This window comes from Bordetella genomosp. 7 (assembly GCF_002261265.1).
Taxonomy (GTDB): domain Bacteria; phylum Pseudomonadota; class Gammaproteobacteria; order Burkholderiales; family Burkholderiaceae_B; genus Bordetella_A.
Map to the genome: position 1 here is coordinate 56,557 of NZ_NEVK01000006.1, position 18,065 is coordinate 74,621.

The window sequence follows — 18,065 nt, forward strand, 5'->3', positions numbered from 1 at the left end:
CGGCGCGCAGGAAAGTTTTGCGTGCGCTAACGGATCGTCAATATTCGCTGGCCGGCGGGGCGCCAGGGTCAGGATTCGAGTATCAAGAGCAGCACCGTGACAAACAGCATCGCGGCGAAGCAGGCGCGCAGCCGGCGTTCGGGCAGCCGATAGGCGATGCGCACGCCCATGGGCACAAACAGCAGGCTGCCTACGGCCAGGGGCAAGCCGATGCGCCAGTCGGCCTGGCCGGCCACGCTGTAGGTGGTCAGCGCAACCATGGAACCCGGTATCACCATGGTAAGCGCCAGCGCCTGCGCCGTGGTCTGGGACTGCCGGAATACCGTCGTCAGGATGGGTACCGCCATCACGGCGCCGCCCACGCCGAAGAAGCCCCCCAGTATCCCGCTGGCAGCGCCCAGCAGCGCAGCGCGGGTGCGCGTGAACGCGGGGGCGTGGCCCTGCCCGGCCCTGCGCTGCGCGGCCGGGCCCTGGCGGCGCACGAGCCGGTAGACGTAGAACACGGCCACGAAGAACAGAAATACCGCAAAGCCCAGACGCAATGTGCCCGAGGGTATGCCCAGCGCCAGCCGCGCGCCCACCCAGGTGGACAAGACCGCGCCCAGGGCGCCCGCCAGTGCGACGGGCCGGTCGATGCGGGATTGCTGGTTGTACTTGCGCACGGCCATCATGATCGTGGGCAACACCATGATCATGGCCGTGCCTTGCGCCAGTTGCTGGGGCATATCGAGCAGCAGCGCCAGTGCGGGAATGGCGATCATGCCGCCGCCGATGCCCAGCACGCCGCCCAGAAATCCGATCAACGCCCCGCAGGCCAGGCAGATGCCCGCGATGATCCACAGGCTCATGCCGGGTCCTTTTTTGAATTGGTCATGGTACGGCGCGGTCAGGACAGCATCGGCGGCTAGACGGAGCGCAGCTTTTCCAGGGCGGCATCGAGACGGTCGACGGCCCAGATTTCGAGCCCTTCGATGCCTTGCCGGGGAGCGTTGGCCTTGGGTATCAGCGCAACGTTGAACCCCAGCTTGGCGGCTTCGCGCAGCCGTTCCTGGCCGCGCGGCGCCGGGCGGATCTCGCCGGCCAGACCCACTTCGCCGAAGGCGATCAATCCACGCGGCAGCGGCTTGTCGCGCAATGACGACATGATGGCCAGCAGGACCGGCAGATCGGCGGCCGGCTCCGTGATGCGCACCCCGCCGACGGCATTGACGAACACATCCTGATCGTAGGTGGACACGCCGGCGTGCCGGTGCAGCACGGCCAGCAGCATCGCCAGCCGGTTGCCCTCCAGGCCCACGGTGAGACGCTTGGGATTGGGCGCATGGGAACTGTCGACCAGCGCCTGGATCTCGACCAGCAGCGGCCGCGTGCCTTCCTGGGTGGCCATGACGCAGGAGCCCGCCACCTGCTGCTCGTGCTGCGACAAGAACAGCGCGGAGGGATTGGCCACGCCGCGCAACCCGCGGTCGGTCATGGCGAAGACGCCCAGTTCGTTGACGGCCCCGAAGCGGTTCTTGAAGGCGCGGACCAGCCGAAACGACGAATGAGTGTCGCCTTCGAAGTACAGGACGGTGTCGACAATGTGTTCGAGCACGCGGGGGCCTGCCAGCGCGCCGTCTTTGGTGACGTGGCCGATCATGACGATGGCGATGCCCGTCTGCTTGGCCAGGCGGGTCAATTGCGCGGCGCATTCGCGCACCTGCGACACCGAGCCCGGCGCGGCGGTAAGCTCGCCGCTGTACAGGGTCTGGATCGAGTCGATGACGGCGACCACCGGCTTCTGTTCGGAGACTGCGGCCTGGATGGCTTCGAGACGGATTTCTGCCAGCAGGTTGACGTTGCCGGTTTGCAGGCCCAGCCGGCGTGCGCGCAGCGCAACCTGTTCGGCGGATTCTTCGCCGGTGACGTACAGCACGTTGCTGTGGGCGGACATGGTTGCCAAGGCCTGCAACAGCAAGGTGGATTTGCCGATGCCGGGGTCGCCGCCGATCAGCACCACGGCGCCGGCAACCAGGCCGCCGCCCAGGACGCGGTCGAACTCATCCAGCCCGGTGGGCTGCCGCGGGGTTTCGCGGGCTTCGATGTCGGCCAGGCTGCGCACCGGGCTGGAACTGGCCAATGGGGCGTATCGGTGCGAGGCGGCGGCGGGGCCGCTGGCCTCGACGGTTTCCTGCAGCGTGTTCCAGGCGGAGCAATGCGGGCATTTTCCCTGCCACTTGGGGCTGGTGCCGCCGCATTCGGCACAGACATAAACGGTACGAGGCTTGGCCATGTGCGCAAGTTTACCGGCATGGCGGCACGCCTGCTGCAAATGTGCGCTGCCCGCGCGCGGATACCTTTGCTTGCAACATTGGCGCCGGGCCTTGACCCCGAATGCTCGGCTGCGGCGTTTAACCGTACAGGCCCACTTGAACAGGAACCCGCATGAAAAGCCGAACCGCCCCTGCCCGCCTGCTGTGCACCGCCGTGTCCGCCGCTCTGCTGGCGGCATGCTCGCCCCCGCCCACTGATCGCGCGACGCAACCGGCAACGTCCGCGCCCACCGATCGCGCCCGGGAAACGGCGCGGTTGGCGGCCGACAGCGCGCGCGCGCCTGCCGCGCCTGCGCCGCAGGCCACGTTGGCCGCGCCCGCACACCAGTATGCCCCACGGGCGCACGCCGAACCGGCCCCGCTCGATGGCCTGCGCCGCACGAGCATTGCCGACATGGCGCTCCCCCCCGCAGTAGACAGGGAAAACTACCAGCGCTATCGCGACAACCCCGTAGTGATCGCCCGGGAACAGCCCGTCTCGACGTTTGGCGTGGATGTGGACACCGGCTCGTACACCAACGTGCGGCGCATCCTCAACGAAGGCCGGCTGCCGCCCGCGCACGCTGTGCGCGCCGAAGAATTCATCAACTATTTCGACTATGGATACGCCGTACCGGATTCGCCGCAGCGGCCGTTTCACATCCATACCGAACTGGCTGCCGCGCCCTGGAACCCCCAGCGCCAACTGCTGCAGATCGGCGTTCAGGGCTACGAGGTAGCGCCGCGCGACATTCCGGCGGCCAACCTGGTGTTCCTGATCGACACCTCGGGCTCCATGGCCGACCGCGACAAGCTGCCGCTGCTCAAGGCCGCGCTGAGGCAACTGGTCAAGCAGCTGCGCCCCCAGGACCGGGTGGCCATCGTGACCTACGCCGGCCAGGCATCGACGACCCTGGAATCGACGCCGGGGGACCAGCAGGCCCGCATCCTGGCCGCCATCGACAGTCTGCGGGCAGCGGGAGGCACCAACGGCGCGGCCGGACTGGACCTTGCCTATGCGCAGGCGGCCAAAGCCTATGTGCCCGAAGGCGTCAACCGCATCCTGCTGGCCAGCGATGGCGACTTCAACGTGGGCACGACGGACCTCGAAACCCTGAAGGAACGCATTGCCCGGCACCGGCAGAATGGCATCGCGCTGACCACGCTGGGCGTCGGGGGCGGCAACTTCAACGACGCGCTGGCCATGCAACTGGCCGACGTGGGCGACGGCAGCTACCATTACCTGGATAGCCTGCGCGAAGCGCAGCGCGTGCTCGCCAGGGAAGTGACGTCGACCTTGTTGACGATTGCGCGCGACGTGAAGATCCAGGTTGAATTCAACCCGGCCCTGGTGGCCGAGTACCGCCTGATCGGTTACGAAAAACGCGCCCTGGCGCGCGAGGACTTCAACAATGACCGCGTGGATGCGGGCGACGTCGGCGCCGGAGCGTCGGTGACCGCGCTGTACGAAATTACGCCTGTCGGCGCGCCGGGTGCGCGGCTCGACCCGTTGCGCTATGGCCAGGCGCCACACATCGGCACACAGGGGCATGACGAGCTGGCCTTTGTGCGCCTGCGCTACAAGTTGCCTGGTTCCGCCGACAGCCAACTACTGGAGCACGCCGTCGCGGCCTCGCAAGCGCGGCAAGCCGGCTCGGCAGCCATGCAGCGCGCCGCCGCGGCGGCGGCTTTTGCACAGTGGCTGCGCGGCGGCAAATACCTGGATGGCTATACCCCGGGGCAGATCGAAGCGCTGGCGCGGCGCGCGCGCGGCGACGATGCGCACGGCATCAATACCGAGCTGGCCGCCTTGGTGGATCTGGCCGCGGGCCTGGGCGCGCCGGCCGTGCCGTGAAACCGGCGGCAGTGTGCACGCACGGGGAACCCCAATGGCGATGCCGGCGGCGGCCCCCGTGGATACGGCCGCCGTGGATACGGCCGCCGTGGATACGGCCCCCGTGGATACGGCCGCGTGGATACGGCCCCCGTGGATACGGCCGCGTGGATGCAGCCACGCGGCCGAACGGATACACTCGGCCGCCATGGACATCCCCGGCGCCGACGACGAAACCCTGATGCAGGCCTATGGCGCCGGCAACATGGCCGCGTTCGACACGCTGTATGCCCGCCACCGGGCGGGGCTGTACCGCTATATTCTGCGCAGCACCCGCAATCCGCAGCAGGCGGACGATATTTTCCAGGAAACCTGGAGCCGCGTGATCCACGCCCGATCCCGTTGGGAACCGCGCGCCCGATTTACCACCTGGCTGCTGCAGATCGCGCATAATCTGCTTATCGACGCCCATCGGCGGCAGCCGGCGCACGCCAGCCCCCAGGAAACCGAAACGGCGCTGGCCGCGCTGGCCGTCGCCGAGCACGAACAGCCGGAACAGCAACTGTCGGATTTCCAGATGCGCCGGCGGCTGCAGCTGGCCATCGAACAACTGCCCGATGAACAGCGCCACGCCATACTGCTGCGCCTGGAGCATGACCTGAGTCTGGACGAAATCGCCAACGTGACCGGCGCCCCGCGCGAGACAGTCAAATCGCGCCTGCGCTATGCCACGCAGCACATCCGCAAGGCCCTGAGCCCATGACGGCCCATTCCCGCCCCCCGCACGACGAAGATGACGACCTGGACCTGCGGGCCCTGTATCGCAGTCTGCCGCGCACCGAGCCCGCACGCGAAGTGGATGCGGCCGTGCGCGAGCAAGCCGCGGGGGCGCTGGCGGCCGACCGCCGGGCGCAGCGCCAACGCCGGCTCTGGCATCCGGGCTGGGGAGTGGCGGCGTCCATCGTGCTGACCGCCAGCCTGTTCCTGCTGGTGGATCCGGACGACCGCGACCCTGCCGTGATGCACGATGCCCAGGTGGCCGATGCGCCGCCGCCGTCCGCCGCACCCGCACCGGCCGCGCCGGCAAGGATGCGTCAGCTTGCACCGCCGGCAGCGCAAGGGTATGCGCAGGCGCCCCGGCCCGCCGAGGCGCGGCCGTCGATCGAGCGCGCGGATCGCGAACCCAGCATGCAGGCGCGCAGCGCGGATACGGCAAGCCCGGATGCGGCCAGTGCGCAGGCCCAGATCGAGGCACGCATCGAACACATACGGGCCTTGCTGAAAAGCGGGGAAAAGGAGGCCGCCACGCGCGCCGCCCGGGCGTTGCACGACGCGCACCCCGCGCTGGCGCTACCCGCCGACCTGCAGCCGCTGCTTGGGCAAGCCGAGCAATAAGCCGCCCGGGCTTTTCTAGCGGCCTGCCAGGCTGCCGCCCCCGTCTATGCCCAGCACCTGGCCGGTGATGAAGCCTGCGTCGTCGGACAACAGAAAGGCAATGGCCGCCGCGACCTCGGCGGGGGTGCCCAGGCGTTTCATGGGAATGGACGCCACCGCGCGTTTTTCGGCGTCGCTGCCGGCCGGTTGCGCCACGCGGAACAGTTCGGTTTCGATGGGCCCCGGGGCCACGGCGTTGACGGTGACGCCATATTCCGCGAGTTCGAGCGCCCAGGTGCGCGTGCAGCCTATCAGGGCGCTTTTGGCGGCGGCGTAGCTGGTGCGCTCGTGGCCGCCGTGGATGACGCGGCTGGACACATTGACGATGCGGCCGGTGCGCCGCACTTTCATGGATTCGACGAAGGCCTGCGTGACCTGCACGGCCACGCGCACGTTCAGGTCCATGACGTGATAGAGCGAAGCCAGGTCGATTTCGCCCAACGGTTGGGGCCGCACGATGCCCACATTGTTCACCACGGCATCGACCGGGAATTTTTCGCGGATTTCGCGCAGCACTTCTTCGGTGCGGCCCGCGTCGGCAAGGTCGCAACCATACAGATAGCCGGGAAAATCGACGTGGTCGGTATTGCGCGCAATGCCCACGACATGACAGCCGAGGTCGGCCAATCGCTGGGTAAGCGCCCAGCCGATGCCTTTGGTGGCGCCGGTAATCAGCACGCATTTGTCTTTCATGGGATTCCTCGCTTGGAAGTGATCACGGGCCGTGGGTAACGGGCACCCGCGGGGCCAACGCGCACAGCAGTTCGTATCCGATGGTGCCGGCGGCCGCGGCGACTTCATCGACCGCAGGGCCGTCCTGGCCCCATAGCGACACCGGCGTGCCGACCTCTGCCGCCGGAACCGGATCCAGGTCGACCATGAGCATATCCATGGACACGCGCCCCACCAGCCGAGTGCGCACGCCGCCCACCACCACGGGCGTGCCGGTGGGCGCATGACGCGGATAACCGTCGGCATATCCGCAGGCCACCACGCCGACCCGCATGGGGCGGTCGGCACGGAAGATGGCGCCGTAGCCGACCTCGGCGCCGGCGGCCAGATGCTGCACGCCGATGAGCTGGGAACGCAGCGACATGGCGGGCCGCAGGCCCAGGCTGCCGGCGGGAACATCGGCGAAGGGCGATGCGCCATAAAGGCAGATACCCGGCCGCACCCAGTGCGGCTGGTGGTCGCGGGCCACCGCGATTTCGGGATAGCGCAGGGTAGCCGCGGAATTGCACACGCTGACCGGACCGGGCAACGCCCGCGTGGCGTCGTTGAATGCCTGCAATTGCTCGGCCACACCCTGCGCACCGTCGGCGCAGGCGAAGTGGGTCATTTTGCCGATGCTGCCCAGCACGCCCTGGTCATGCAGTTGCCGGGCGCGCGCGTGCGCGCTGGCATAAGCAGCCGGGCTGAAACCCAGGCGGTTCATGCCTGTATTGAGCTTGAGCATGATGTCGATGCGGCGCGACAGCCGGGCGCGCGCCAGCATGTCGAACTGTTCACGGGTATGGACCGTGACGGCAAGATGGTAGCGATCGACGATGTCGAGGTCGGCCGGTTCGAAAAAACCTTCGAGCAACAGGATGGGACCGCCCCACCCGGCTTCGCGGCACCGCACGGCCTCGGAGAGGTCGAGCATGGCCAGGCCTTGCGCGGCCGAGAACCCGGCGACCGCGGCTTCGATGCCGTGGCCATAGGCATTGGCCTTGATTACCGCCCAGATGGAGGGCGCACTGCCCCCCGCGGCCTGCGCTGCGTGGTCGAGCGAGCGGCGCACCACGTCCAGGTTATGGGCCAGGGCCGACTGCGAAATGAATGCTTGTATGGGACGAGGCATGGGAACAATCCAATGGCGCCTAGTCTAACTGATCTGGCTGGGCGCCGGCCATGCGCGGGCGCGTCCGATAAAGCACCCTAAAATACCCGTACGGCGGCCATGGGGCCGCTGCTTGTTTCCTGTATGGCTGTCGATCACTACGAGAATTTCCCGGTGGCGTCGCTGCTGCTGCCCGCGCGGCTGCGCGGCCCCGTTGCCGACATTTACCGGTACGCGCGGGCGGCCGACGACATCGCCGACGAAGGCGATGCGAGCGACGCCGAACGTCTTGCGCGCCTGGCCGAGTTCCGCGCCGAATTGCACCGCATCGGCGCGGAACCCGGCACCGTGCCCGAAGCCAGGCCGGAGCTGGAGCGCATTTTCGCGCCGTTGGCGCGCACCATCGCCCGGCATCAGCTGCCCATCACGCCGTTTTTCGACCTGCTGTCGGCATTCGAGCAGGACGTCACCGTGCACCGCTACGACGACTACCCGCAGCTGCTGGACTACTGCGCCAGGTCCGCCAACCCCGTGGGCCGGCTGATGCTGCACCTGTTCCAGGCCGCCACGCCCGAGAACATCGAACAGTCGGACGCGGTCTGCACCGGCCTGCAACTGGTGAACTTTTGGCAAGATGTGCGCATCGACTGGCGCAAGCGGCGCGTGTACCTGCCGCGCGCCGACATGACGCGCCACGGCGTTACCGAAGACGACCTGGCAGCCTGCCGGCTTACGCCCGCCTGGCGGGCGTTGATGGCATTCCAGGTCGAGCGCACACGCGCACTGCTACACTCTGGCGCTCCGCTGGCGCGCCGGCTGCCCGGACGCATCGGGCTGGAATTGCGCATGGTGGTCAACGGCGGGCTGCGAATTCTTGAACGCATCGAGCATTGCGGCTACGACGTGTTCATGAACCGCCCGCAACTGCGCGCGCGCGACTGGGCCATCATGTTGTGGCGGTCGATATGATCCGCGCCGCGGCGCGCCCGATACGGTAGCGATTTGATGGGATACCCGCCAATTTATGACGCCTGACGAGTACTGCCAGGAAAAGGCCGCCAAGAGCGGTTCGAGTTTTTATTATTCGTTCCTGTTCCTGCCGCCCGAACGCCGGCGCGCCATTACCGCGCTCTATGCGTTCTGCCGCGAGGTCGACGACGTAGTGGACGAATGTTCCGACCCGTCGGTGGCGCGCATAAAGCTGGCATGGTGGCGCACGCAGGTCGACAACCTGTTCGCGGGCCAGGCCGAACACCCCGTGATGCGCGCACTTGTGCCGCACCTGGCCAGTTGCGCCATTGAACGCGACCGCATGCAGGCCGTTATCGCCGGCATGGAAATGGACCTGGACCAGACGCGCTATCTGGATTGGCCGGCGTTGCGCAAATACTGTTGGCACGCCGCCGGCGTGGTCGGCGAATTGTCTGCGGGGGTGTTCGGCTATTCCGACCCGCGCACGCTCGAATACGCCACCAAGCTGGGCCTGGCGTTCCAGCTCACCAATATCATCCGCGACGTCGGCGACGATGCGCGGCGCGGCCGCATCTATCTGCCGATCGACGAGCTGCAGCAGTTCGATGTCAAGGCGGCCGAAATTCTCAACGGCACGTACTCGGACCGCTTCTCGGCGCTGATGCAGTTCCAGGCCCGCCGCGCCCGCGAACTGTACCGCGAAGCCATGACTAGCCTGCCCGAAGCAGACCGGCGCGCGCAAAGGCCAGGGCTGATGATGGCCGCGATCTACCACGCGCTGCTCGACGAGATCGAGCGCGACAACTGGCAGGTGCTGCATCAGCGCATTTCGCTGACCCCCTTGCGCAAGCTGTGGCTGGCCTGGAAAACCTGGGTCGGCGGAGGCCGCGGCCTGGTGCGCCGCCTGTCGAAATGAAGGTCGCGATCATCGGCGCCGGCTGGGCCGGCCTGGCCGCCTGCGCCGCGCTGCGCGAAGCCGATGCGCAGGTCACGGTATTTGAAGCGGGGCGCACACCGGGCGGGCGGGCCCGGCGTGTCGCGCATCCCGCCTTTGGCGCGCAGATCGACAATGGCCAGCACATCCTGCTTGGCGCGTATGACCAGACTCTGGCCCTGATGCGCCGCGTGGGCCGCAACCCCGACGCGCTTCTGATGCGCCGGTCGTTGCGGCTGGCGAGCCTGGACGGCAGCTTCCGGCTGTCGGCGCCGACCTTGCCGGCGCCCTGGCATGCACTTGCCGCGCTGCTGACTTCGCGGGGCCTGGCCTGGCGCGAACGCCTGGACGCGGTGCGCATGATGCAGGGGCTGCGCGCCATGGACTGGCTGCCGCCGCGCGACTGGACCGTGTCGCAGTTGCTCGAGCATTTTCGCCAGCCCGCCCGCCTGGTGAGCCTGATGTGGGAACCGCTGTGCCTGGCGGCGCTGAATACGCCGCCGGCCGAGGCCAGCGCCGTGCTTTATTCGCGCACCTTGCGTGACAGCCTTGCCGGCAGCCGCCGCGACAGCGACCTGCTGCTGCCCTGCGTGGACCTGTCCGCCCTGTGGCCCGACGCCGTGGCCCTGCGCGCCAACATGCGTTATGGCGCCACGGTGCGCCACCTGGTGCCACTGCCCGAAGGCGTGGACGTCAACCGCGAGCGTTTCGACGCCGCCGTGCTTGCGGTGCCTCCGTCGGTCGTGGCGCGGCTGCTGGGCGATGCATTGCGCGCAATGGGCTCTACGGGGCTGCTCAAGGCCTTGCAGGCCTTTGACTATCTGCCCATCGCCACGCTGAACTTGCGCCTGGCCGGGCCCTGGTCATTGCCCGAGCCCATGATGCTGCTGCGCGAAGACCGCCCCCGCGGCCACGTGGGCCAATGGTTGTTCGATCGCTCGCGGCTGACGGGGCGCGGCCCCTGCAGCGAGCTGGCCGTGGTGACCAGCGCCGCGCGCAGCCTGGTTGAAGCAGACCGCGCCACGGCCATCGCCGCCCTGACCGCACAGATCGCCGAGCAGGCCGCCCGCCATCCCGCACGGCTGCCGCCGATGCCCGCCGCGGACGCGGCCGAACTGTTCATCGAAAAACGCGCCACCTTCGCGGCCGTGCCCGGCCTGGCCCGGCCCCTGAACACCACACCCTGGCCGACGCTTACCCTGGCAGGCGACTGGACCGACACCGGGTATCCCGGGGTGCTGGAAGGCGCAGTGCGCAGCGGCCTGCAGGCCGCGCAAGTGATACTGCAGGCGCGCCGGCATTAAGGGCGCGCCCGCGTCAGCGCAGCGCGTGCACGCTGGCCACGCCCAGCGCAGTCAACGCCAGGGAGCCGGCCAGGCTGGCGGCCACATACCCCAGTGCGCTGCCCAGCGCGCCGCGCTGGAGCATGGCGATCGCTTCTGCCGAAAAGGTTGAAAACGTGGTGAGCCCGCCGAGAAAGCCCGTTACCGCCGCCAAGCGGATCCATTGCGGCCATTCGGGGTGCATGGCCAGTACCGCCAGCGCCACGCCTGCAAGATAGCCGCCGACTGCATTCACCGCCAGGGTGCCCCAGGGCCACACAGGCCCGTTCAGCCACACGGCCATCATCCAGCGCGCCAGGGCGCCCAGGGCGGCGCCCGCGGCCACCGCCAGGATATGCAAGGGAATAAATGCCTGTGTCATATTTTTGAGACTCATTCTCATTTAATGATAGAATCCGCAGCCTTCATCCCTGATACGCCATGGACGGTCACCCTTCTTCGCGCCGGCGAGCCTATTGGCTCAAGACTCTGCATCAATGGCATTGGATCAGCGCCGCATTATGCCTGGTGGGCATGCTGCTGTTTGCCCTGACCGGGCTGACGCTGAATAACGCCGGCCTGATCGAAGCGACCCCGCACGTCACCACCCGGCAGGGGCAACTGCCGCCGGCCGTGCTGTCCGAACTGAAGGCAGCCGCGGCCGAATCGCCCGCGGCCGTGCCCGCCGGCGCTGCCCGTTGGCTGGCCCGGGAGCTGGACGCGCAGGTCGGCAGCCGCCCGGCCGAATGGTCTGCCCACGAGCTGTATGTTTCCATGCCGCGCGCCGGTGGCGACGCCTGGCTGTCCATCGACCTGGGCGACGGCGCCGTGGAGTATGAACGCACCGATCGCGGCTGGGTGGCGTTTCTGAATGACCTGCACAAGGGCCGCAATACCGGCACTGCCTGGAGTTGGTTCCTGGACATTTTTGCCGTGGCCTGTCTGGTGTTTTCGCTGACGGGGCTGGTATTGCTGCAACTCCATGCGGGCCAGCGGGCTGCAACCTGGCCGATGGTGGGGCTGGGCGCGCTGGTTCCGCTGCTGCTGGCTCTGCTCTATATCCACTGAATCATTGAAAAGCAAAAGTCTGGAGAAGTCATGCGCAAGCTACTGATGTCGGCACTGCTGGCCGGGCTGGTTGCCCGGACGGCGCACGGCGCCGACCTGGGCGTCAACGTCGAGATCCCCCGCCTGAACGTGGCCGAATACCATCGGCCCTACGTTGCAATCTGGCTCGAGAATGCCGACCAGGGCGTGGTGTCGGACCTGGCCGTCTGGTACGACGTCGCCATGAAAAACAACGAAGGCACCGAATGGCTCAAGGACATGCGGCAGTGGTGGCGTCGCAGCGGCCGCAACCAGCAATTCCCGGTGGATGGCGTCAGCGGCGCCACGCGGCCGGCCGGCCGCCATGACCTGGCCTTCTCCGGCGCCGCCAAGCCCCTGGCGGATCTGGCGCCGGGCCGCTACGCGGTTGTGGTCGAGGCCGCCCGCGAAGTCGGCGGGCGCGAACTGGTGCGCGTGCCGTTCGACTGGCCGCCCAGCCAGGCGGCAAGCATGTCGGCCAGCGGCGAACACGAACTTGGCGCCATTGTCGTCAGCCTGAAACCCTGATCCCTACTTTTGGACTGGACTCCGATGAAAACCCGTATCCGAATTGCTGCCGCCCTGGCGCTGGCCCTGCCCGCTGCCGCCCTTGCCCACGACCTGTGGATGCTGCCGTCTTCCACCGTGCTGTCCGGCACGGACAGCTGGATCACGGTGGACGCGGCGGTAAGCAATGACAAGTTCTATTTCAACCACGCGCCCCTGCGGCTGGACAACCTGCAGATCGCCGCGCCCGACGGCAAGCCGGCCCAGGCCCAGAACCTGGCCCGCGGCAAGCTGCGCAGCACGTTCGACCTGCAGCTGAATCAGCCGGGCACGTATCGCATCGCCGTGGTCAATGACGGCGTGTTGGCGCGCTGGACGCAGGACGGCCAGCCCAAGCGCTATTTCGGCAAACCCGAAGGCCTGGCGGGTGCGGTGCCCGCACAGGCGCAGGATCTAGAGGTGTCGCAGAACGTCGGGCGCATCGAGACCTTTGCCACCGCCGGCAAGCCCACCGAATTGCAGCAAGTGGGCAAGGGCCTGGAGCTGGCGCCCGTGACGCACCCGAACGACCTGTACAGCGGCGAGACGGCCACGTTCAGGATGCTGATCGACGGCAAGCCCGCCGCCGGCCTGGAAGTCACCATTGTGCCGGGCGGCAGCCGCTATCGCGACAAGGTCGACGAGATCGACGTGCAGACCGCCCAGGACGGCACGTTCAAGGTGCAATGGCCGCAACCCGGCCTGTACTGGGTGGAAGCCCGCGCACAGGACGAGCAGACCACCGTGCCCCAGGCCACCAAGCGTCGCCTGTCGTACGCCGCCACGCTGGAAGTTCTGCAGCCCTGATCGCCGCCGTGCCGTCCTACGCGCCAGCCGGCGCCGGCCCGGCGTCGTTGCCCCATGCGCCCGCCGCGGCGCCTGCCGGCTACGGCGCCATGCCAGCGTTCGGCCTCGCCTCGCCCGCCGTCCTGGCGGGCGCCACCATGGGCACCACCTGGTCGGCCCGTCTTGCCGTGCCGCCGGGAATCACGCCCGCCATGGCGAAAGCGGCCATCCAGAACGCGCTGGATACCGTCGTCAGGCAGATGAGCACCTGGGACGATGGCTCCGACCTGTCACGCTTCAACCGCGCCGCGGCAGGCTGGCAGCCCCTGCCCGCGCAATGCCTGTATGTGCTGCGGCACGCACTGGAACTGGCGTGCCGCACCGATGGCGCCTATGACCCCACCATAGGCCCGCTGGTCAATGCCTGGGGCTTCGGCCCACCGCCGTACGCCAGCGAGCCGCCCTCGGCCGACATGTTGCGCACGTTGATGCAGCGTGTGGGCTGGCAACGCATCACGCTGGACGAGCGCGGCGGCCGCGCGTGGCAGCCCGGCGGCGCCTGCCTGGACCTGTGCGGCATCGCCAAGGGTTACGGCGTCGATCACGCGGCCGCCGCGCTCGACGGCCTGGGCATTTCCCACTATTTGATCGAAGTGGGCGGAGAACTGCGCGCCCGCGGCAGCAGGCCCGATGGCCTGCCCTGGCGGATAGCGGTCGAGGTGCCGGATGGCAGCGAAGACCACGTGCTTACCCTGCCCTTGTTCAACCGCAGCATCGCCACGTCGGGCGACTACCGCCGCTATCGCAAGGCCGCCGGCCTCCGATACGCCCACACCATCGACCCGCGCACCGGACGCCCGCTGGACGGCGGCGTGGCATCGGTTACTGTCGTGCACGGCAGTTGCATGCAGGCCGACGCGCTGGCCACGGCGCTAAGCGTACTGGGCGCGCGCGACGGCCTGGCCTATGCGCGCCGCCATCAGGTCGCGGCGCTGTTCGTGCTGCGCGACGGCGACCAATTGCGGCTGCAGGCCAGTGACGCGTTCTCTTCGCTAGCCGGCCGGACAGCGCCATGACGCCGCGCCTGCTCGGCGCCTGCTGCGCCATCGGCTTATGGTTGCTGCTGTGCCTGTGGGCGTGGCGCCAGTCACGCCGGCGGGCGGCGCGGCTGGCCCAGGCCGGGCGCGACCTGCGTGCGCCGGCCGACGAGACCGCGGTGCTGGTGGCGCACGCCAGCCAGACAGGACAAGCCGAAGCGCTGGCCGCGCAGACGGCCGAAACCTTGCGGCGCGGCGGGCTGCCCGCCCGCGTCGCGGCGCTGGGCCAGCTGGATCCCGCGTCAATGAGCCGCTACAGGCGGCTGCTGGTGGTGGCCAGCACCTATGGCGAGGGCGACCCGCCCGATAACGCCGCCTTGTTCGTCGAGAAGGTGATGGCCGCGCAACAGGCGGGCACGCTGGCGCTGGCTCACTTGCGTTATGCCGTGCTGGCGCTGGGCGACAGCAGCTATCGCCATTTCTGTGGATTTGGCCGGCAGGTTGACGCCTGGCTGCGCGAGCACGGCGCAAGGCCGCTGTTCGACCGCGTCGAGGCCGACAAGGCCGACCCGGCAGCCCTGCGCCACTGGCAGCGCCACCTTGGCCAACTGACCGGGTGCGCCGGCCTGCCCGATTGGGAAGCGCCAGCTTATCAACCCTGGCGCCTGGCACGGCGCAGCCTGCTGAACCCGGGTAGCCAGGGCGGGCCCTGCTTCCATCTGGAACTCGAGCCACTGGGCGAGCCATCGGCCTGGACGGCGGGCGACATCGCGGAAATCGCCCCGCGCGACGGCCGCGGCGGCGCATTGCTGCCATACCGCGCCTATTCCGTTGCATCGGTGCCAGCGGACGGCGCGCTCCACCTGCTGGTGCGGCAAGTGCGCGACGCACAGGGCCGATTGGGCCCAGGCAGCGGCTGGCTGACCGAACTGGCGCAGCCAGGCGACACGATAGACCTGCGCCTGCGCTCGAACGCGAACTTCCACCCGCCCGCCGACGGACGGCCATTGCTTTTGATCGGCAACGGCACCGGCCTTGCCGGCCTGCGCGCCCTGCTCAAGGCGCGCATCGCGGCCGGCCATGACCGCAACTGGCTCGTGTTCGGCGAGCGCCAGGCCGAGCATGACTGGTTCTACCGCGCCGAGATCCAGCGATGGCTCGCGCAAGGCCGGCTGCAACGCCTGGACGCCGTGTTCTCGCGCGATGCGCCGACACGACGCTACGTGCAGCATGCGCTTGCCGATGCCGCGGCCGACGTGGCCGCGTGGGTCCGGGCCGGCGCCGATATCTACGTATGCGGCAGCCTGCAGGGCATGGCGCAAGGCGTGGACGAGGCGCTGGCCGCGATACTGGGCGAAGAAGGCCTGGCGGGCTTGCGCCGGGCCAACCGCTACCGGCGCGACGTGTACTGACGCGCCGGGCCTGCCGCCGCGCGGGCGCCTACTGCAGCTTGATGCCGGCCTTCGCGATGACCTCGCCCCAGCGATCCTTTTCGGTCTGGATCTGCTCGCCGAATTCGGCGGGCGTGTTGCCCAACGGGAAAGCGCCCGTATCCGCCAGCTTCGCGGCGGTGGCGGGATCGCGCACGGCGCGCGCGAACGCATCGGCCAGCTTGTCGCGTATGTCGGCCGGCAGCCCTGCCGGCGCCACGACGCCATACCACGCCGTCACGTCGTAGTTGGTATAGCCCTGCTCGGCGAAGGTCGGCACGTCGGGCAGCTGCGGATTGCGTTGCGTGCCGGTGATGGCAAGCGCGCGCAGGTGGCCGCTTTTGACGTACGACTGCGATGAAGGGAAGTTATCGAAAATCACCGGCACGATGCCGCCCACCGCATCGGTCAGCGCGGGCGCCGAACCACGATAGGCGATGCTGTTCATCTTGGCGCCGGTGATCTGCAGGAACCACGTCATGCCCAGGTCATTGACGCCCCCTGCCCCGGCGTTGGCGTAGCCTTCCACGCCCGGACGGGCGCGCACGTATTCCACGAACTCGGCCAGCGTGCGCGCTGGATATGACGGATGCACACTTAGGATGTTGGGGCTGGTGACCAGGTTGCTGACCGGAGTGAAATCCTTGATCGGGTCGTACGGCAGCTTGGGAAACAGGTGCGGCGCGGTGCCATGCGTGCTGACGGTAGCCAGCCCGATGGTGTAGCCGTCGGGCTTGGCGCGCGCGGTGGCGGTCATGCCGATCGTGCCGGATGCGCCGGTACGGTTCTCGACCACGATCTGCTGGCCCAGGATTTCACCGGCCTTGGCCGCGGCCACCCGGCCCACTACGTCGGTGGGGCCGCCCGCCGAGAACGGGATGATGAGGGTAATGGGCCGGTCTGGAAACTCGGCGCGGGCCGCAGGCAGCGTCGCCAGCATGGCCAGCAAGAGCAGCGTCTTGCGGATGTTCATGGTTACTCCTTGGGTGCAGTGTCTTGCGCTTGGGGCGCCTGTGCGCCGCGCCGCAGGATGCGGCCCGGACGACGCTTCTCGCGCGGGGTGGGATAAATCTGGATTCCGTTGACCAGTACGGCCTCGATGCCTGCCGATGGCCGCTCCGGCGTGTCCCAGGTGGCGTTGTCGATCACCGTGTCGGCATCGAACACCACCACGTCGGCCCATGCGCCCACGCGCAGCACGCCCCGGTCCTGCAGGCCGAACACGCGCGCGGGCAGCGCCGTCATCTTGGCCACCGCCTGTTCCAGCGTCATGATGTTGGCCTCGCGCACGTAGCGCCCCAGTATCCGGGGAAACGTGCCCCACAAACGGGGATGAGGGTGGCTGTCGTTGGGCAGGCCGTCCGAGCCCACCATGCAGCATTCATGGCGGAAGATGCGCCGGACCTCCGCTTCGTCCATGGCGAAGTAGATTGCGCCGGCGGGCGACAGGCGCCGGGCGGCCTCGGTAGGGCTGCAATTCCAGTTTGCGGCGATATCCCGCAGGTATTGCCCGCTGCATTCGGGATGAGGCGTCGACCACGTGATGCGGATGTCGTCGATTGCATCGGCGCGCTCGGGAATCAGGATGGTGGAACTGCCCGGATATGGGTAGATGTCCAGCGCCACCTCCACTCCCTGTTCACGGGCGAGGTCGATGTTGGCCAGCGTGGCTGCGCTGCGGCCCCAGTTGCGCGGCAGCATGCACTTGTGGTGTGAGAGCACCGTGGCGCAACCGGTGGCGCGCGCCACCTGCAGCACCTCTTGCACGGCCTCTTCGACCGCATCGCCTTCATTGCGGATATGGCTGGTGTGCAAGGCGCCCAGCCGGGCCGCCACCCGGGCCAGGCCCTCGAGTTCGGAGGGCCGGGCTGCCGCGCCGGGATCGTAGGCCAGGCCGGTGCTGAACCCCACCGCGCCCGCCTGCAGCGACTGTTCGAGCATGGCCTCCATGGCCGCCTGCTCGGCGGCGGTCGGCGTGCCCGCCGGCTGGGCCATGGCGGCCAGCCGCAGGTTGGCATGCCCCACCAGCGCGGCTACGTTGATCAGGGGCTGTTGCGTGCGCAGCGTGTCAAAGTAGGCCGCCATGTCGGCAAACAGCGGCGTCTGGCCCAGCAGCGCCAGCGCGGCGGCGGTATTGCCGGGCAGGGGCGCGGGCGCCCCGCTGACCCCGCAGTTGCCCACCACCACCGTCGTGATGCCCTGCGTCACCTTCCAGGGCAGATCGGGCCGCTCGACGAACATCAAGTCATCGTGGCCATGCACATCAATAAAGCCGGGCGCCACGATCCGGCCGCCGGCGTCGATTTCGCGATGCGCGGCGCGGCCCGACAGATCGCCCATCGCGGCAATGCGGTCGCCGACAATGCCCAGGTCGGCGCGGCGGCGCGGCGCGCCCCCGCCGTCTATCAGCCATCCGCCGGTGATCTTGACATCCAGTACTTCTGTATCTTGCATCGGTGTGCCGGGGCGCGGACTGCTGCCGCAGTGCGCATATCGTGGGAAAACGCCGAGTATCGCTCCCGGCATTAATCTGGAAAAATCGTTTTAGTTTATGTATCTATTCTGAATCAT

Annotated in this window: 18 protein-coding genes; 11 read left to right on the forward strand and 7 right to left on the reverse strand. The window is 68.4% G+C overall.

Features of this window, described 5'->3' with window-relative positions:
• Nucleotides 1-68: 68 nt before the first annotated feature.
• Together CAL19_RS11165 and radA are read right to left on the reverse strand one after the other, a co-directional pair.
• Nucleotides 69-848: a sulfite exporter TauE/SafE family protein gene (locus CAL19_RS11165; RefSeq protein WP_094796803.1), complete on the reverse strand. Its 780-nt coding sequence runs from the start codon at nt 846-848 to the stop codon at nt 69-71.
• Between the two features lie 56 nt (nt 849-904).
• The gene (gene radA, locus CAL19_RS11170) at nt 905-2,272 is read right to left on the reverse strand and encodes a DNA repair protein RadA (RefSeq protein ID WP_026638770.1); all 1,368 of its coding nucleotides are present in this window, start codon (nt 2,270-2,272) and stop codon (nt 905-907) included.
• 152 nt (nt 2,273-2,424) lie between these two features.
• On the opposite strand from radA, the gene CAL19_RS11175 reads away from it, so the two are divergent.
• The 3 genes from CAL19_RS11175 (at nt 2,425) to CAL19_RS11185 (ending at nt 5,520) form a co-directional block, all read left to right on the forward strand.
• Complete coding sequence (locus CAL19_RS11175) at nt 2,425-4,146, forward strand: vWA domain-containing protein (RefSeq protein WP_094796804.1); 1,722 nt, start codon at nt 2,425-2,427, stop codon at nt 4,144-4,146.
• 187 nt (nt 4,147-4,333) lie between these two features.
• Nucleotides 4,334-4,888, forward strand: coding sequence for an RNA polymerase sigma factor (locus CAL19_RS11180; protein ID WP_094797149.1), 555 nt, complete (start codon nt 4,334-4,336; stop codon nt 4,886-4,888).
• Nucleotides 4,885-5,520, forward strand: a complete 636-nt coding sequence (locus CAL19_RS11185; protein ID WP_094796805.1) for a hypothetical protein — start codon at nt 4,885-4,887, stop codon at nt 5,518-5,520. Before CAL19_RS11180 ends, CAL19_RS11185 begins: the two co-directional genes overlap by 4 nt.
• A 15-nt stretch (nt 5,521-5,535) precedes the next feature.
• On the opposite strand, the gene CAL19_RS11190 is transcribed toward CAL19_RS11185, so the two are convergent.
• Both CAL19_RS11190 and alr read right to left on the reverse strand, forming a co-directional pair.
• Nucleotides 5,536-6,252 carry an SDR family oxidoreductase gene (locus tag CAL19_RS11190; protein ID WP_026638774.1) on the reverse strand — a complete coding sequence of 239 codons (717 nt, stop codon included), beginning with the start codon at nt 6,250-6,252 and terminating at the stop codon, nt 5,536-5,538.
• A 22-nt stretch (nt 6,253-6,274) separates the two neighbouring features.
• Entirely contained in the window at nt 6,275-7,402 is a 1,128-nt protein-coding gene (alr, locus tag CAL19_RS11195) for an alanine racemase (RefSeq protein WP_094796806.1), read from the reverse strand.
• Between the two features lie 123 nt (nt 7,403-7,525).
• Between alr and hpnC the strand changes: the two genes are divergently transcribed.
• The 3 genes from hpnC to hpnE are packed head-to-tail and all read left to right on the forward strand — an operon-like array spanning nt 7,526 to nt 10,591.
• A complete protein-coding gene (gene hpnC / locus CAL19_RS11200) occupies nt 7,526-8,350 on the forward strand; it encodes a squalene synthase HpnC (protein ID WP_094796807.1) in 825 nt (274 codons plus the stop codon).
• Nucleotides 8,351-8,405: 55 nt separating this feature from the next.
• Nucleotides 8,406-9,269 (forward strand): presqualene diphosphate synthase HpnD, encoded by an 864-nt coding sequence (gene hpnD / locus CAL19_RS11205; RefSeq protein WP_026638777.1) that lies wholly within the window; start codon nt 8,406-8,408, stop codon nt 9,267-9,269.
• Nucleotides 9,266-10,591: a hydroxysqualene dehydroxylase HpnE gene (gene hpnE, locus CAL19_RS11210; RefSeq protein WP_094796808.1), complete on the forward strand. Its 1,326-nt coding sequence runs from the start codon at nt 9,266-9,268 to the stop codon at nt 10,589-10,591. Before hpnD ends, hpnE begins: the two co-directional genes overlap by 4 nt.
• 13 nt (nt 10,592-10,604) lie before the next feature.
• Here the strand turns inward: hpnE and crcB are convergent, their stop codons facing one another.
• Nucleotides 10,605-10,991 carry a fluoride efflux transporter CrcB gene (gene crcB, locus CAL19_RS11215; RefSeq protein WP_094796809.1) on the reverse strand — a complete coding sequence of 129 codons (387 nt, stop codon included), beginning with the start codon at nt 10,989-10,991 and terminating at the stop codon, nt 10,605-10,607.
• Nucleotides 10,992-11,050: 59 nt separating this feature from the next.
• Between crcB and CAL19_RS11220 the strand changes: the two genes are divergently transcribed.
• From CAL19_RS11220 to CAL19_RS11240, 5 genes are all read left to right on the forward strand, one after another.
• Complete coding sequence (locus CAL19_RS11220) at nt 11,051-11,677, forward strand: PepSY-associated TM helix domain-containing protein (RefSeq protein ID WP_094796810.1); 627 nt, start codon at nt 11,051-11,053, stop codon at nt 11,675-11,677.
• Between the two features lie 30 nt (nt 11,678-11,707).
• Nucleotides 11,708-12,223: a DUF2271 domain-containing protein gene (locus CAL19_RS11225; protein ID WP_026638781.1), complete on the forward strand. Its 516-nt coding sequence runs from the start codon at nt 11,708-11,710 to the stop codon at nt 12,221-12,223.
• Nucleotides 12,224-12,247: 24 nt separating this feature from the next.
• Complete coding sequence (locus CAL19_RS11230; protein ID WP_026638782.1) at nt 12,248-13,048, forward strand: DUF4198 domain-containing protein; 801 nt, start codon at nt 12,248-12,250, stop codon at nt 13,046-13,048.
• 89 nt (nt 13,049-13,137) lie between these two features.
• Nucleotides 13,138-14,103 carry an FAD:protein FMN transferase gene (locus CAL19_RS11235; protein WP_094797150.1) on the forward strand — a complete coding sequence of 322 codons (966 nt, stop codon included), beginning with the start codon at nt 13,138-13,140 and terminating at the stop codon, nt 14,101-14,103.
• The gene (locus CAL19_RS11240) at nt 14,100-15,476 is read left to right on the forward strand and encodes a sulfite reductase subunit alpha (protein WP_094796811.1); all 1,377 of its coding nucleotides are present in this window, start codon (nt 14,100-14,102) and stop codon (nt 15,474-15,476) included. Before CAL19_RS11235 ends, CAL19_RS11240 begins: the two co-directional genes overlap by 4 nt.
• Before the next feature lie 28 nt (nt 15,477-15,504).
• Here CAL19_RS11240 and CAL19_RS11245 read toward each other — a convergent pair whose 3' ends face one another.
• Both CAL19_RS11245 and CAL19_RS11250 read right to left on the reverse strand, forming a co-directional pair.
• Complete coding sequence (locus tag CAL19_RS11245) at nt 15,505-16,467, reverse strand: tripartite tricarboxylate transporter substrate binding protein BugE (protein WP_038852069.1); 963 nt, start codon at nt 16,465-16,467, stop codon at nt 15,505-15,507.
• A 2-nt stretch (nt 16,468-16,469) separates the two neighbouring features.
• Entirely contained in the window at nt 16,470-17,948 is a 1,479-nt protein-coding gene (locus CAL19_RS11250; protein ID WP_094796812.1) for an N-acyl-D-amino-acid deacylase family protein, read from the reverse strand.
• Nucleotides 17,949-18,065 lie beyond the last annotated feature (117 nt).